Genomic DNA, 14600 nt, shown 5'->3' with positions numbered 1-14600 from the left:
TAGGCGCGGTCGTCCGTCACGCAAGCGCGGTTAGCGCTTCCGGTGCCGGTCGCGCCACCGTTCGGAACCCCAGCGGGCGACCACCGCATCGACGCGCGCCTTGTCGGCGCCGCTTAGGGAAGCATACAGCCCGCAGCGGTTCCGATCGGCGAAGCAGGCCTCTCCCGTGTCGAGCCGCAGGCTGGTGAGCGCGCCGTTGGCCCCCGCCAGGCCGATAGCGGTCGGCCGGTCGAGCGAGCCGATGTGCATGAACGGCGGAACGGGCACACCCGGCGGGCCGTCACCGCGGATCGCCGCGCTCAGGATAGCGCGGTAATCGGCCAGACCGATCGGTCCGGGCGGCAGCATGTCTGGCCGGCTTGCCACGAGCAGCGTCTGGAACTGCTGCAAATTGATGATGTGTCCGTGGCCCAGGAACCCGCTTTCGAACAGCTCCTCGCCGTGGTCCCCGGTGACCACCAGAATGGTATCGTCCCACACGCCCTTGGCTTTCAGCCGCTTGACCAGCTCCCCCAGCCAGTGATCGGCATGGGCGACCGCATTCCAGTAAGTCTCGCGCACGCGTGCGGCATTGGCCGCGCTGATCTCGCCGCGCGACAGCGGCCGGTCGGTCAGGCGGTGTCCCACCCCGGCATGGTCGTAGGGAAAATGCGCCGACTGGAAATTGAAGTAGGCGAAATGCGGGCGGACTTCCCAGTCCTCCGCCCCAAGCGTCCGGTCGAACGCCGCGACTAGGTGGCTTTCGTCCACCAGCAGCGATCCTTGCGCGGCGAAGTCGAACGCGCGCTTGTCGCGCAAGGTTTCGGCGTCGACATAGACATCCGCGGCTTCCCGTGTTCCCACGGTGCTCGCGATCCCGCCGAAGTCCTCTGGCTGACCCGAGAATACCCCGACCCGGTAGCCGCTCGCCTTGAGGTCGCGCAGCAGCTAGGGGTCACCGTCGCGGGGTGCTAACTGGCCGGAGAACAGCGATTTCAGGCTCTGCGTAGTGAAACCGACGTGGCTGTACGCGGGGCGCGTCACGCTTCCCGCCGCCGCCAGGGCCTCCAGGTGAGGCGCGACCGGTTTGCCGCCCACTCGCTGGCCGAGCACATCGGCGCGAGTGGACTCAAAGACCACGACCACGACATGAGGCCGCCGTCCGGTAAAGACTTGCGGCCCAAGCGGCGTTGCCAGCGGCACAAGCTGCAGGTCTCCACCGTAGCCATCCTCGTCGATCCCATTCCCCGGCACATCGAGCGCCAGCGGGTGGCGTGCAGGATCCAGCGGCGCATGGTCGTGCTGCACTCCGAACAGTCCATAGCCATCCCGGTCGAAGTCGGTCGCCAGATCGAGCGCGCGGGTCAGTCCGCCCCACGCGAGGGTGTGGTTCAATCCATGCGCCGCGTCGCTGCCGGTGCGCGGAATGACCGCCGCAAGCGCGAGGAAGACAAGCGCCGCCCCAAGCCATAGCGAGCGCGGCGGCGCCGGCGGAACCGGAAGGTCGCCCGGCAGGAGGCGGGCCAGGCTTTTCCACCCAAGCCACGCCGCCAGCGCGAGCGCGGCCAACGCCAACAGTCCGACCGCAATCTCGTTCATCCCGAACAGGATAGCGTCGATCAGGCTGCCTCCGCCCAGCTGCTTCAGGAGCGCGAAGCTCATCGCATCGCTGAAGTAGGCGGCGAGTTGGTATCGCGCCGCCAGCAATCCAAGAAACAGCGCCCCGTTGACCAGCGCGAAGATGAAGGCGGCCGCCCAGCCCGACCTGCCATGGGCCAGGCGCACCGCCAATGCCCAGCCGCCGATCGCCAGCAGCGTCTGGACGGACATGTAGCCACAGAGGAACAGCGCGCGTTCGGCCACACTGTCGACGGAGCGGCTCGTGCCGAACCCTCCGGTGAACAGTCCGAACTTGCGGTCCGCGAGCAGCAACTCTGTCACGGACATGGCGATCATCACCGCCGCAAGCACCCACGGCCACGCCGATGCCAGCGCGCGGGTCGAGGGCACTGCGCCCAGCCGCGCGTCATCGCGAGGTGAGGAAAGGGCGCTGGTCGCCATCGCGGCAGCTTAGCGCCCCCGCGTTTACGATTCGGCTAACGCGGCGGCTTCTAGTGCGCGCAAGCGAGCGCTTCGACCACGTCCTCCAGCCGTGCGGGATCGCCCAAAGCAATAACGTGGCCTTCGCTGCCGGCGTGGAGCGGCTCCCCGTTCCAGTCCGCCATCGTCCCGCCCGCACCCTCGACCACCGGCACCAGCGCGGCGAAATCGTGGAGCTTCAGCCCATCCTCGCACACCAGGTCGATCTGTCCGCTCGCGAGCAGGCCATAGTTGTAGCAGTCCCCGCCCCAGATCATCCGCCGGTGCGCGGTCTGCTGCGCCAGCGCCATGAAATGTTCGGCGGCATGGTCGGAGAACAGCGCCGGGCTGGTGGTGGCGAGCAGCGCGTCGGACAGCTCGCGGCATGGGCGGGTGCGCACCTCCGCGCCGTTGAAGGTGGTCCCACGTCCCGTCGCCCCGACCCACCGTTCGCCTAGGATCGGCTGGTCGATGACCCCCACGACCGGAAATCCGTCCTTGAGCAGCGCGATCAGCGTGCCGAAGATCGGCCGTCCAGCGACGAAGCTGGTGGTGCCGTCGATCGGATCGAGCACCCACCGGCGGGTGGCACTCTCCCGCTCGATCCCGAATTCCTCCCCCTGGATGCCGTCGCGGCTCGCTTCCGCGGTGAGAATCCGGCGCATCGCCTCTTCCGCCGCGCGATCGGCCAGCGTTACCGGCGAGGCATCGGCCTTGCTCTCCAGGCCGATGCTTCCCCGCCAGTAGGGGCGGATGGCTTCACCCGCGGCGTCGGCCAACCGGTGCGCGAGCGCGATGTCGTCGGTCAGGCTCATCTGCGGTCAATCGAACAGCGAGCTGACGCTGCTCTCGTCCGCGATGCGGCGCACCGCCTCGCCGATCAGCGGCGCGATGGTGAGGATGCGGATACGGTTGGAATCCGCGACCGCATCGGTTCCGCGGATCGAATCGGTGATGACCAGTTCTTCCAGCGCGGAATCGTTCACGCGCGCCACCGCTCCGCCCGACAGCACGCCGTGCGTGATGTAGGCCGCCACGCTGGACGCCCCGCCGTCGAGCAGCGCCTGCGCGGCGTTGCACAGCGTGCCGCCAGAATCGACGATGTCGTCGATCAGGATGCAATGCCGTCCCCGCACGTCGCCGATGATGTTCATCACCTCACTCTCGCCCGGCCGGTCGCGCCGCTTGTCGACGATCGCCAGCGGGGCGTTGTCGAGCCGCTTGGCGAGCGCGCGGGCGCGCACCACCCCGCCCACGTCGGGAGACACCACCATCAGGTCCTTGTCGCCATAACGGGCCTGGATGTCGGCCGCCATGACCGGCGCGGCGTAGAGATTGTCGGTCGGGATATCGAAGAAACCCTGGATCTGCCCGGCGTGCAGGTCGACGGACAGCACCCGGTCGGCACCCGCCTCGGTAATCAGGTTGGCGACCAGCTTGGCCGAGATCGGCGTGCGCGGACCGGGCTTGCGGTCCTGCCGGGCATAGCCGAAGTACGGCACCACAGCGGTGATCCGGCGCGCCGAAGCGCGCCGCAGCGCGTCGATGCAGATCAGCAGTTCCATCAGGTTGTCGTTAGCCGGAAATCCGGTCGACTGGACGACGAAGACGTCTTCGCCGCGCACGTTTTCATGGATTTCGACGAAAATCTCCTCGTCTGCGAACCGCCGCACGCTGGCGTCGGTCAGGGGCACTTCGAGATAACCGGCGATTGCGCGCGCAAGCGGCAGGTTGGCGTTGCCCGACATGATCTTCATCGGCTGGGGTCCCTCGTGCCCGGAATTAGGTCGCGGGCGCGGCTTAGCCGAGGGTCATGCGATTGCAACAGGGGCGGCGAGCGCTGGCTCGGCGGAATGCACCGGCGAGGAGCCACTCGCAGGGTCCGGAAGGAGATGAAGGGGCTGCGCCGGCCCCCTCATCTGCGCAGTCACAAACCGCTGACCGCGGCGAGCGAGATCACGGCGCCCGGTGTCCCGCGCGCGGCCCAGCTGGAATTTACCCGCTGGGCCCGCTTGGCAACCTCGGCATTCAAGCGCCTCAATTGCCTCTGGTCATCGGCCACGACGACCGCAGCCTCGAAGACCTGTCCTTCCTTGACCCCGGCGAACAGGGGGTGAAGCGAGGACATCCGCTGAACCGCCTCGCGGCCGACGCGATCCAGGTTGGGTTTGTAATCGGACGTCGCCACCGTCGCGATGTTCTGCGCCTTGCCATCGGCACTGCAGGTGAAGCGGACGTAGGTAATGCCCGTTTCGCTTCGCCCCAGGTCGATCTCGTCGAGCGAGCGCCCGAGCCTTTCAGAGGCGGAGGACACCCATTCGTTGAGCGAGGTGTGGGCCGTGACCGTCATCGTCTGCTCCCTGGCAGACGCGGGCACGGCAAGACTTGCCGCCAGAGCGGCGATTAGCAGGTTTCTCATGGTAACAGTTCCTCTCCAGGATGAACTGACCAGCGGGTTCAGCGACCCGTTTATCATACCGTTGGCCGGGCGTTTGTTATCCGCTTCGGCGGCGGTCGCCGCAACCCTGCGACTCAAGTGCCGCGAAACAATTCTGTAGTGATTTGAGTTATAACCACATAATAATTACGCGGTACGACCCATTGACACTAATCTTATTGCGACATGTTTGCATGCAATCCACCGACCATCCGTTCGTCGGAATAGCGCAGCGGTTAGGCGATTATCGAAAGCTAGTTAGACGACCCGGTGCTCGCCCCTGATCCAGCGGACGGTGCCGCTGCTAGCGCGCATCACCACGCTCTCGGTGGTCATCTTGCCGCCACGCAGGTGCTTCACGCCATCGAGCAGCGAGCCGCTCGTGACCCCGGTCGCGGCGAAGATGCAGTCACCCTTCGCCAGGTCATGCAGCTTGTAAATCTTGTCGAAGTCCTGGTCGGGGATACCCCACTTGCGCGCGCGGGCTTTCTCGTCGTCGTTGCGGAACACCAGCCGGCCGTTGAACTGGCCGCCGACGCAGCGCAGCGCCGCTGCCGCCAGCACGCCCTCGGGCGCGCCGCCCGAACCCATGTACATATCGATCGTGGTATCCGGATCGGTCGTCGCGATCACTCCCGCCACATCGCCGTCGCCGATCAGCACCACCCCGCAGCCGAGCCCGCGCAACTCGGCAATCAGGTCGGCATGGCGCGGCCGGTCGAGCACGCAGACGATGATGTCATGCGGCTCCACGCCTTTGGCAGCCGCCACCGCGCGGACATTGTCGGACGGACTCTTGGCGAGATCGATCACGCCTTCGGGGTAGCCCGGCCCGACCGCCAGCTTGTCCATGTAGGTATCGGGCGCATTGAGCAGGCAGCCCTTCTCCGCCGCCGCGAGCACGGCCAACGCGTTGGGTCCGGCCTTGGCGGTGATCGTCGTCCCCTCCAGCGGATCGAGCGCGATGTCGATCTGCGGTCCGGAGCCGATCGCGCCGCCGACCTTCTCCCCGATATACAGCATCGGCGCCTCGTCGCGCTCGCCTTCGCCGATCACCACGGTGCCGTCGATCGCCAGTTCGTCGAATGCCCGGCGCATGGCCTCGACCGCAGCGGCGTCGGCGGCCTTTTCATCGCCGCGACCGATCAGCTTGCTGGCCGCCACCGCGGCGGCTTCGGTGACGCGCACCATTTCCAGCACGAGCACCCGGTCGAGGACGCTGGAGGCCGTGGGCGAGGCCGCGGAAGAGGCGGTAGGAGAGGCGGCGGCTGCGCTATCGTTCATCGGAAATTCAATTCCCCGGCTGGAGGTGAGGGGCGGCGCTTAGACGACGGAGAGCAGGATTGTCGAGAAGACTGGGGGTCGTGGCAGTGGCCCTCTTCCTGACAGCGTCCGTCGTGCCAGTGCCGGTGTCCGCGCAGAACGCCCCGCCGCCGTCCGCCGAAGACGTGATCCAGAGCGCCCGGCGCGCCTATTCGCTGCCCGATCCCGCGGCGGCGCGCGCCGCAGCATGTCCGGTCCCGAGGCCGGGCGACGACATCGTCGTCTGCGCACCGGCACCCTCGGGCGACTTCGGGGTGGAATCGGGTGACGATCTTGAGCAGGGCGGCTTGCGCGGGGCCGGGCGGCGCGCGCCAGATGTGGCGACCGCTTACCCCGGCAGCGTTGCGGCGACGGGCTGTTTCATCGGCCCCTGCCCCCCGCCGATGCCGGTGCTGATCGACCTTGCCGCGATCCCCGAGGCGCCGGAAGGTTCCGATGCCGACCTGATCGCACGAGGCGAGAAGCGTCCGTGAGGGCGCTATACCTGGTGCTGTTGCCGATGCTTGCCGCGTCAGCCGTCGCCCCGGCTCAGGACGCTGCGGGCGTCACCGCGGAGCAGGCGGTGGAGGCCGCACAGGAAGCTTACGGACCTCCGGATCCGCGCGCGAAGCCCGAATGTGCCGCCCCGCAGCCCGGTGGCGAGATCGTGGTGTGCGGCCAGGCGGAGGATCCCGAGAAGTATCGTGTCCGCTCAAGCGGCGACCTCGACCCAACGGGTAAGGGCGCGCAAGGCCCTCCCCGCGCGCCGGACCTGTTCAATCTGCCGCAAACGCCGATGGTTGGCGTGGGCGTCTCTGCCAAAGGATGCTTCATCCCGCCGTGTCCGTCGCCGATGCCCTTGCTCATCGATCTGAAGGCAATCCCGGAAGCCCCGCCGGGATCCAATGCCGATCGCGTGGCGCAGGGGCTCGCGCCCAGCGGCGAACCCGTCGCTCCGCTGCCCTTGCCCGCGCCGGACGTTACCGGCGCAGCGCCGGCGCCTACGCCTCGAGCAGCGGCAGGACCAGCGGAGGTGCCGTCAGGCTAGCGGCCCCCGAAAGCAGTTCCAGCGCCCTGGTGACGCATTGCTCCGGCCCTTCGTGGGTGACCATTGCCACCAGCACATCGCCTTCGGCATTGGGCTGGCCCTGCTGGATCAGGCTTTCGATCGAAACTTCCGCATCGCGCATCGCGGCGGTGATTTCGGCCAGCACGCCAGGGCGGTCTGCCACCGTAAACCGGATATAGCTGCGACCCAGCCGATCGCCCGGCTCGGCCGGCTGCATCGCCGCCAGTCTCCCGACCGGAACCGAAAAGGCGGGGTGCGATTCGCCGCGGGCGATGTCGATCAGATCGGCGACCACCGCGCTGGCGGTGGGGCCATCGCCGGCCCCCGCGCCCTGAAACAGCAGCCGGCCGGAGAAATTGCCTTCGGCAACGACCGCGTTGGTCGCGCCGTCCACATGCGCCAGCGGGTGCGCGCGAGGAACCAGGCACGGCCTGACGCGCTGCAGCAGGCGCTGCGCGCCTACGTCGATGTCGGCCTCCCCCACCAGCCGGATGACGAAGCCCAGATCGCGGGCGCGGGCGATGTCAGCGGCGCGCACCTGCGCAATGCCTCCGCACGAGACATGGGCGAAATCGAGCCGCGCGCCGAAGGCGATCGCCGCGAGGATCGCCAGCTTGTGTCCCGCGTCGATCCCGTCGATGTCGAATGACGGGTCCGCCTCGGCAAATCCCAATGCCTGGGCTTCGGCGAGCACGTCGGCGAAGTCGCGGCCGCTCTGCTCCATCGCGGAAAGAATGAAATTGCACGTGCCGTTGAGGATGCCCTGCACCCGGCCGATGTGGTTGGCGGCAGCGCCTTCGCGCAGACCCTTGATGACCGGGATTCCCCCCGCCACCGCAGCTTCGAACTTCAGCGGAACGCCCGCCTCCTCCGCCGCCTGGGCAAGGGCCAGCCCATGATGCGCGATCATGGCCTTGTTCGCCGTTACCAGCGCCTTGCCTTCACGGGTCGCAGCGCGGGCCAGCGTCAGCGCCGGACCATCGGCTCCCCCGACTAGCTCGACCACCGCGTCAACGTCGGGGCGAGCAGCCATCGCGGTCATGTCGTCGCACCAGTCGAACGCGCTCAGGTCCACCCCGCGATCACGGCTGCGGTCGCGCGCACTGACTGCGACGATGCGGATATCCCGCCCGGCACGAGCGCCGACCAGTGCGGCATTGGTGTGCAGCAACCGGACCACGCCCGCGCCGACCGTGCCCAGCCCGGCGAGCGCGATGCGCAATGGTTCAGCCATGCTGTCTCCCCTCCCAGTCGGCCCGCCGCTTATTCCACGGCGGGATGGCCGGCCAACAAAGAGATACTATCGGGCCGTCAGGGTTCGCGGGCACGGGCCAAGCTGGCGCAGCACGAAGCCATAGTCTTCAGTCGCGCGGGCCCGCGAAGCGGGATCCTGCGACAGGTTGGCTTCTCGCGGCAATTGCGCAGGCAGGAAGCAGGCGAGGCGGTACCACGCCAGCGTATCAGGCTCCGGCGGGCGCGCCGCCTGGTCCACGATCTCCGAATAGGAAACCCCCCACGTTGGCGTCATTCCCGGCCGGCGCACCACGGTCAGCGACACTGGCTCGCCGTTGGCGGTGCCCAGGAAAACCTGCGTTTCGGATTCGCCGACCAGCGCGCCTGGAACACTCAACGCGTCGCGCACCCCGGTAACCGAAGGGGCGGCATCGGTGGCTGCCAGTTCGCTGAGGATGGGACGAAGCCGATCAGCGAGGGCCCCGTCGAACGGCAACTGTGCGGTGGGACTGGCCAGTTGCAGTTCGCCCGGGCGACCAGGCACCGGTTTGGCGAACAGCAGAAACTCGCGCTTCTTCAGCTTCGGCGGCTTGCCCTTGGCGTTGGTCGGCACATCGACCAGATAGCTGACCGATCCGCCCAGCGGTGCCGATCCGGCGAGTAAGGCCAGCGTCCGCGCCTGGATGTACAACCGGGTAAACCCTGGCGCCACGCCCGGCGCCCGTTCGGGGGGCAGCGCCGTCTGCCGGGTCACCGCCACGTGCACCACCAGGTCGGCTTTGTCAGCAAGATCGGCAAGGTCCGCATAGGTCGGCGCCGGCGCCGCCACCGGGACCGGCGCGGCAGCCACTCCCGTGGCTAACACGGCGGCCAGGATAATCGGTCGGGCGAAGTGTATCGGGTTGTTCATGGCATAGTCCGCTAGGCGCATCTCGGCGCGTTGGAAACCGGAAGGCATCTGCGCCGTTGCAGCCTCAATGGACTGAATCCCCGGTTAACCGCAAAAGCGTTTGCGCGGGATTTGCTTCAACGTTAAGGCTCGCCGGGAACCGGGGAGCGAAGATATAAGCTAACCCCCCGGAGGGCCCGTGCCGGGTCATCGGGGATCCGGCGGGTCGCAAGGCCGTCGTTTCTCGATGGGCTTCAGGGCGGAAAATGGAATGGATGCGTCGGCCGGCGCGCTTGCAGCGCCGGCTCGATGCAGGCATGCCGGGGTGATTCCCGGCGCCTGACATGGAGTGATGCGACTGAATGGCCTACTCTGATCAACAGATGAGCGGTAATCGCATTGTAGCGATCATCATCGTTGCGCTGATCCATATCGCCGTCGGTTACGCCCTGGTGACCGGGCTTGCCTATTCGGCAGTTCAGAAGGCGATCGAGCGCGTAACAACCGTCGATATCGAGGAACCGCCGCCGCCCGAGGAGGAGCCGCCGCCACCGCCGCCTGAAGAGGTGCCGGATGTTGCGCCGCCGCCGGTTGCGCCGCCCCCGCCGATCAACGTGGCGGTCGCGCCGCCGCCGATCCGCACTCAGCCCACGATCCCGCCGCCGGCCCCGCCCGTGCTGCGAGTGCCGCCGCCGGCTGCGGTTGCGCCTCCTCCGGCGCCCCCGCCAGCCCCGCCGCCGCCACCGCGCGTGCAGCCCAAGGCCGTGTCGCCGAAGGGTAACCCGGGCAATTGGGCTAACGCCAACGACTATCCAAGCCGTGCTCTGCGCGAGGAAAAGGAAGGCGTGACGCGCTTCACCGTTCAGGTAAGCGCCGATGGCCGGGTCACCAACTGCTCGGTCACCGGGTCGAGCGGTACTCCGGAACTCGACAGCACGACCTGCTCGCTGATCACCCGGCGTGGACGCTTCAATCCAGCCACCAACGGTGAAGGGCAGCCTATCGCCAGCAGCTGGTCAAGCTCGGTTCGCTGGCAAATCCCGCAATAACACCCCTATTCTGACCTTCATCTGAGAGGACACTCGCATGTACATCGAACTTCTTACCGCGGCGGCAGGCGGCACCGCCGCCCCCGTCAACCAGTTCGGCTTTTGGGAAGCAATGAATCAGGGCGGTCTGATCGCCTGGTCCATCTTCATCGTTCTGGTGATCATGTCCGTCGGATCGTTCTACATCCTTATCACCAAGTGGCTCGAGCAGCAGAAGATCTTCAACCAGTATAAGAACGTGCGCTCGGGCTTCTGGCGCGCATCGACGCTGCGCGAAGGTGCCAACAAGCTCGACAAGAACAGCGCTTGGCGCCAGCTCGTCGATGACGGCCTGACCGCCGAAGAATCGCACGAGAAGATGACGGACAAGCTGGACGCGCACGACTGGCTGCACGGTTCGCTCGCCCGTTCGGAAGCCGCGATCAACGCGAAGCTGGCCGGCGGTCTGCCGTTCCTTGCCACCGTCGGTGCGACCGCGCCGTTCGTGGGTCTGCTCGGCACCGTGATCGGTATCTACCGCGCGCTGATCAACATCGGTCTCGCCGGTTCGGCGTCGATCGACAAGGTTGCCGGCCCGGTGGGTGAGGCGCTCATCATGACCGCGATCGGTCTGCTCGTGGCGGTGCCGGCGGTGCTGGCCTACAACTGGCTGCAGAGCCGCAACAAGCGTATCGCGCAGATGCTTTCGGGTTTCTCGACCGACATCCTGGCGAACATCAACTCGCGTGGCGCGGTGCGTCCTGCGGTGATGACGCAGACCTCCACACAGGCAGCGGGCAAGGCTGCGGCGACCGCTCCGGCCAAGCCGGTAGCGTCGACCACCGCTCCCCGTCCCTGAGCGATCGTGCGGGAGGAGCGTCCCATTCGCTCCTCCCCGCGCTTCGCAAAGAACTGAAATAGGATAGGAAGCCCATGGCCATTTCCGCAGGCGGACCGACCGAGGCGCCGATGTCGGACATCAACACCACGCCGCTCGTTGACGTGATGCTGGTGCTCCTGATCATCTTCCTGATCGCGGTCCCGGTTGCCATCCAGACGATCGAGAAGCTCAGGCTGCCAGTGATGGAGTCGACGGAGTCCAAGGACAAGGTCGAGAACCTGCTGCTCACCGTCAGCACCTCCGACGATGCCGGCCGCAGCGCGGGAGAGCCCGGATTTGCCGGCGCATCGCGCAACGGGGAGTGCCGGGTCTACTTCAACAACACCACGCCGGTCGATTCGCAGGAACTGTACGACCGCGCGTTTGAGCGGCTCGACAGGATCGTCCAGGCCGCCGGTGGTCCCGAAGCGCTGATGGAAAATCCGGACAGCGTTCCGCAGGTCCATATCCGCGGGGACGTTAATGCCCCGTGGCGCTGTGTCGCGGGCACGATCTACAACGTCCAGGCGGCCGGTTACCCGACCGTCGGCTTCATCTCTAACCCGGTCGATCCGAACGGCTAACCAGCCTTTCGACCGAGTTGGCGACACTGATTCAGGAGTAACCCACGATGGCAATGTCAGGCGGCAGCGACGATGGCTCGCCGATGATGGAGATGAACACGACGCCGCTGATCGACGTCATGCTCGTGCTCCTGATCATGTTCATCATTACCATTCCGGTGGCCACGCACTCGGTTGACATCGATCTGCCGGTGCCCAGTCCGCAGGACAATCCTCCGCCCGTGGACCCGATCAAGAACAAGATCGTGCTTACCCCGGACAACCAGATCCTGTGGAATGCGACGCCCGTCTCGGACAGCGAGCTGGTGGCGAATCTGAACACTTCCAGGTCCATGGCGGTGGAGCCCGAATTGCAGTTCGAGCCGACGGATCAGGCCAGCTACGACCTGTCGATCCGGGTGTTGAACATCATCAAGGCTTCGGGCGTGACCAAGTTCGGTTTCGTCGGCAACGAAAAGTACCGGCAGTTCGGCAAAGCGGCCTGACCGCAGCCGTCATTCGAACCTTTGCAAGGGGCGGAGAAATCCGCCCCTTTTCTTTGTCTCGACGGCGCGATTGCGAGCGAAGGGCGGGTATCGGAAGGCCGGCGTACAAATCCCGCCCGGCGCGCCGTATTGGTTTTAATCGCCCTCGAATGGCACCGCCGCATCGACCCGCATTGCTTCGGACGCGAGCGTTTCCGCCTCCAGCAGCAGTTCGTCATCGGCCGCGCCATCCGGCAGCTTCTCCCGGCCGATCAGCGTCATGACCGGCACCGCCAGCGGGCTGACACGGTCGAGCTCCACGTGCAGCAGCTGGCTTGCCGCGCTGTCCAGCAAATCGCCTAACCGGCCGATATCCGTCATGCGGGTACGCGCATCGGCCCAGGCCGCTTCCAGCAGCACGTGGTCCGGCTCGTATTTGCGCAGCACGTCATAGATCAGATCAGTCGAGAACGTGACCTGCTTGCCGCTTTTGCGCTTCCCCGGATGTTGTCGCTCCACCAGCCCCCCGATCACCGCCACCTCGCGGAAAGCGCGACGCAGGAGATGCGAGTTCTGCACCCATTCGACGAATTCGTCTTGCAGGATATCGGGTGACAGCAGCGGCGCCACGTCGGCAACCGGTTTCAGCCCCCAGATCGCCAGGCAATAATCGTTGGCGTTGAAGCCGAGCGGCATGAGACCCCGCTCCTCCATCCGCTTGGTAATCAGCATGCCGAGCGACTGGTTCGCGTTCCATCCGATGAAGGTATAGTAGACCGCGTAATGCTTCTTGGCGTGCGGGAAGCTTTCGACCAGCAGAGTGCCCGGACCCGGCATCTCGCTGCGCCAGTGCTGCACCTCCAGCCATTCGCGCACATCGTCGGGAAAGCGCGCCCACCCCGCCCGGTCCATCAGCATTTCACGCACCCGCGTGGCGAGATGGGTCGTCAGCGGCAAGCGTTGGCCGCCATAGCTGGGGATCATGGCCGCCTTGGTGCTGGCCCTGACTGTCAGCTCCATGTCCTTGATACGCTCGACTTCCAGGTTCACCCCAGCGAACTGGAACGTGTCCCCGGGGCTCAGCGACGCGGCGAAGCGCTCCTCCACCTTGCCCAGCGAACGGCCGTTCTTGAACCGCACCTCAAGCATTTCGGAATCGACGATAATCCCGGCGTTAAGTCGATGGCGAGCAGCGTGCTCGGGGTGGGATAGCCGCCACACCGGCTCGCCGGCGCCGGAGGGTGTGTCGCGCACGATGCGGCGAAACTTGTCGTACGCTTTCAGCGCGTACCCGCCGGTCGCCACGAAATTGAGCACGCGCTCCCATGCGGCCTGATCGACCCAGGCGTAAGGCAGGCTGGAGCGCACTTCCCGAAGCAGCGCCGCCTCGCCAAACGGCGCGGCACACGCGCAGGCCATCACATGCTGGGCCAGCACGTCGAGCCCGCCGGGACGAAAATCCTCTCCATCGCGCTGGCCCTGATCCACGGCCTCCTTGGCGGCAGTCGCCTCTAGGAATTCGAAGCGATTGCCTGGTACCAGTACCGCGCGGCTCGCCTGATCAAGCCGGTGATTGGCGCGCCCGACCCGCTGAAGCAGCCGGCTTGACCCCTTGGGCGCGCCCATCTGCACCACCAGGTCAATATCTCCCCAGTCGACGCCAAGATCCAAGCTGGCGGTGGCGACCAGCGCGCGCAGTTCGCCGCGCGCCATGGCGCCTTCCACCTTGCGCCGCGCTTCCTTGCTCAACGACCCGTGGTGGATGCCGATCGGCAGGTTGTCGTCATTCACGTCCCACAAGTTCTGGAAGACGTATTCGGCCAGAAAGCGGGTGTTGGTGAACACCAGCGTGGTTCGGTTGCGGCGAATCTCCTCATACAATTGGGGGATGGCCCAGGTCGCCGCGTGGCCGCCCCACGGCACCCGTTCCTCGATCGGCAACAGCACCTCGACCACCGGCGGCGCACCGGGCTCCCCCTCGACCAGCGTGACCGTATCGATCTCCCCCCAGGGGGCGAGCCATTCGCGGAACTCCTGCGGATCGGCCAAGGTGGCCGACAGCGCCGCGCGCTGAAGATCGAGCGCGATCGCCTGCAGCCGGCTCATCGCCAGCGCGAGGAGATCGCCGCGCTTGCCGGTGGCAAACGCATGGACCTCGTCGATCACCACGCGCTTGAGCCCGGCAAACAGATCGAAGCTTTCCGGATAACTCAGCAGCAGCGACAAGGACTCAGGCGTAGTCAGCAGGACATGCGGAGGGCGGGCGCGCTGGCGCTTCTTGCGATCGGAGGGGGTATCGCCGCTGCGCGTCTCGACCCGGATCGGCAGAGCCATCTCCTCGATCGGCGTGACCAGATTGCGCTGCACGTCATGCGCCAGCGCCTTCAGCGGGGAAACGTAGAGCGTGTGCAGCCCTTCGGGCACCGGCGTGTCGCCCAGGGTGGAGGGGCAGAACGCGGCCAACGTGGGCAGGAACCCGGCGAGCGTCTTCCCGGCTCCGGTATCCGCCACCAGCAGAGCATGCTGCCCCGCCTCGCTTGCTGCCAGCATCTCGGTCTGGTGGCGGCGAATGCGCCAGCCGCGGCCCGCGAACCATTCTCGGATTTCGCGCGGAACCTGCCCCGCCCCATCAGGTCCGATTTCGTCGTTCATGGAT

14 protein-coding genes and 1 pseudogene are annotated in these 14600 nt (G+C 66.6%); 7 read left to right on the top strand and 8 right to left on the bottom strand.

Going from position 1 to position 14600, the window contains the following annotated elements; genetic code table 11:
- Window positions 1-30: 30 nt before the first annotated feature.
- The 4 genes and pseudogenes from E0504_RS53965 to E0504_RS01085 form a co-directional block, all read right to left on the bottom strand.
- A pseudogene (locus E0504_RS53965) lies at window positions 31-1578 on the bottom strand (sulfatase-like hydrolase/transferase).
- A 512-nt stretch (window positions 1579-2090) separates the two neighbouring features.
- Entirely contained in the window at window positions 2091-2873 is a 783-nt protein-coding gene (gene hisN / locus E0504_RS01095) for a histidinol-phosphatase (RefSeq protein ID WP_131621074.1), read from the bottom strand.
- 6 nt (window positions 2874-2879) lie between these two features.
- Window positions 2880-3815 carry a ribose-phosphate pyrophosphokinase gene (locus E0504_RS01090; protein ID WP_131621072.1) on the bottom strand — a complete coding sequence of 312 codons (936 nt, stop codon included), beginning with the start codon at window positions 3813-3815 and terminating at the stop codon, window positions 2880-2882.
- A gap of 170 nt (window positions 3816-3985) precedes the next feature.
- On the bottom strand, window positions 3986-4408 hold the full coding sequence (locus tag E0504_RS01085) for a hypothetical protein (protein WP_131621070.1): 423 nt from the start codon (window positions 4406-4408) through the stop codon (window positions 3986-3988).
- Here E0504_RS01085 and E0504_RS01080 point away from each other — a divergent pair.
- On the top strand, window positions 4398-4616 hold the full coding sequence (locus tag E0504_RS01080) for a hypothetical protein (protein WP_131621068.1): 219 nt from the start codon (window positions 4398-4400) through the stop codon (window positions 4614-4616). The two genes, E0504_RS01085 and E0504_RS01080, sit on opposite strands and share 11 nt — an antisense overlap.
- Window positions 4617-4753: 137 nt before the next feature.
- Here E0504_RS01080 and glpX read toward each other — a convergent pair whose 3' ends face one another.
- Complete coding sequence (gene glpX / locus E0504_RS01075) at window positions 4754-5779, bottom strand: class II fructose-bisphosphatase (protein ID WP_131621066.1); 1026 nt, start codon at window positions 5777-5779, stop codon at window positions 4754-4756.
- 80 nt (window positions 5780-5859) lie between these two features.
- Here glpX and E0504_RS01070 point away from each other — a divergent pair, with 80 nt between their 5' ends.
- Together E0504_RS01070 and E0504_RS51125 are read left to right on the top strand one after the other, a co-directional pair.
- A complete protein-coding gene (locus E0504_RS01070) occupies window positions 5860-6291 on the top strand; it encodes a hypothetical protein (RefSeq protein ID WP_131621064.1) in 432 nt (143 codons plus the stop codon).
- The gene (locus E0504_RS51125) at window positions 6288-6845 is read left to right on the top strand and encodes a hypothetical protein (RefSeq protein WP_131621062.1); all 558 of its coding nucleotides are present in this window, start codon (window positions 6288-6290) and stop codon (window positions 6843-6845) included. Before E0504_RS01070 ends, E0504_RS51125 begins: the two co-directional genes overlap by 4 nt.
- On the opposite strand, the gene E0504_RS01060 is transcribed toward E0504_RS51125, so the two are convergent.
- Both E0504_RS01060 and E0504_RS01055 read right to left on the bottom strand, forming a co-directional pair.
- Window positions 6799-8100: a homoserine dehydrogenase gene (locus tag E0504_RS01060; protein WP_131621060.1), complete on the bottom strand. Its 1302-nt coding sequence runs from the start codon at window positions 8098-8100 to the stop codon at window positions 6799-6801. The two genes, E0504_RS51125 and E0504_RS01060, sit on opposite strands and share 47 nt — an antisense overlap.
- Window positions 8101-8166: 66 nt before the next feature.
- Window positions 8167-9009 (bottom strand): hypothetical protein, encoded by an 843-nt coding sequence (locus E0504_RS01055; protein WP_207912057.1) that lies wholly within the window; start codon window positions 9007-9009, stop codon window positions 8167-8169.
- A 341-nt stretch (window positions 9010-9350) separates the two neighbouring features.
- Here E0504_RS01055 and E0504_RS01050 point away from each other — a divergent pair, with 341 nt between their 5' ends.
- From E0504_RS01050 to E0504_RS01035, 4 genes are all read left to right on the top strand, one after another.
- Entirely contained in the window at window positions 9351-10037 is a 687-nt protein-coding gene (locus E0504_RS01050) for an energy transducer TonB (protein WP_131621058.1), read from the top strand.
- Window positions 10038-10074: 37 nt separating this feature from the next.
- Window positions 10075-10875, top strand: a complete 801-nt coding sequence (locus E0504_RS01045; protein WP_131621056.1) for a MotA/TolQ/ExbB proton channel family protein — start codon at window positions 10075-10077, stop codon at window positions 10873-10875.
- A 74-nt stretch (window positions 10876-10949) separates the two neighbouring features.
- Window positions 10950-11480 carry a biopolymer transporter ExbD gene (locus tag E0504_RS01040; protein WP_210413402.1) on the top strand — a complete coding sequence of 177 codons (531 nt, stop codon included), beginning with the start codon at window positions 10950-10952 and terminating at the stop codon, window positions 11478-11480.
- A 47-nt stretch (window positions 11481-11527) separates the two neighbouring features.
- Window positions 11528-11965, top strand: coding sequence for a biopolymer transporter ExbD (locus E0504_RS01035; protein WP_131621054.1), 438 nt, complete (start codon window positions 11528-11530; stop codon window positions 11963-11965).
- A 135-nt stretch (window positions 11966-12100) separates the two neighbouring features.
- Here the strand turns inward: E0504_RS01035 and E0504_RS01030 are convergent, their stop codons facing one another.
- Window positions 12101-14596, bottom strand: coding sequence for a ligase-associated DNA damage response DEXH box helicase (locus tag E0504_RS01030; protein ID WP_131621052.1), 2496 nt, complete (start codon window positions 14594-14596; stop codon window positions 12101-12103).
- Window positions 14597-14600: the final 4 nt, after the last annotated feature.

The sequence above is a fragment of the Parafrankia sp. BMG5.11 genome (genome assembly GCF_004337455.1).
The sequence above is the reverse complement of the archived record's forward strand: the minus strand, read 5'-3'. Positions and strand labels throughout refer to the sequence as shown.

Excerpts from the sequence above, each read along its gene's own strand:
- E0504_RS01055 (WP_207912057.1), bottom strand. The coding sequence starts at position 9,009 with ATGAACAACCCGATACACTTCGCCCGACCGATTATCCTGGCCGCCGTG.
- E0504_RS01085 (WP_131621070.1), bottom strand. The coding sequence starts at position 4,408 with ATGACGGTCACGGCCCACACCTCGCTCAACGAATGGGTGTCCTCCGCC.
- glpX (WP_131621066.1), bottom strand. The coding sequence starts at position 5,779 with ATGAACGATAGCGCAGCCGCCGCCTCTCCTACCGCCTCTTCCGCGGCC.
- E0504_RS01060 (WP_131621060.1), bottom strand. The coding sequence starts at position 8,100 with ATGGCTGAACCATTGCGCATCGCGCTCGCCGGGCTGGGCACGGTCGGC.
- hisN (WP_131621074.1), bottom strand. The coding sequence starts at position 2,873 with ATGAGCCTGACCGACGACATCGCGCTCGCGCACCGGTTGGCCGACGCC.
- E0504_RS01050 (WP_131621058.1), top strand. The coding sequence starts at position 9,351 with ATGGCCTACTCTGATCAACAGATGAGCGGTAATCGCATTGTAGCGATC.
- E0504_RS01040 (WP_210413402.1), top strand. The coding sequence starts at position 10,950 with ATGGCCATTTCCGCAGGCGGACCGACCGAGGCGCCGATGTCGGACATC.
- E0504_RS01090 (WP_131621072.1), bottom strand. The coding sequence starts at position 3,815 with ATGAAGATCATGTCGGGCAACGCCAACCTGCCGCTTGCGCGCGCAATC.
- E0504_RS01030 (WP_131621052.1), bottom strand. The coding sequence starts at position 14,596 with ATGAACGACGAAATCGGACCTGATGGGGCGGGGCAGGTTCCGCGCGAA.
- E0504_RS01045 (WP_131621056.1), top strand. The coding sequence starts at position 10,075 with ATGTACATCGAACTTCTTACCGCGGCGGCAGGCGGCACCGCCGCCCCC.
- E0504_RS01035 (WP_131621054.1), top strand. The coding sequence starts at position 11,528 with ATGGCAATGTCAGGCGGCAGCGACGATGGCTCGCCGATGATGGAGATG.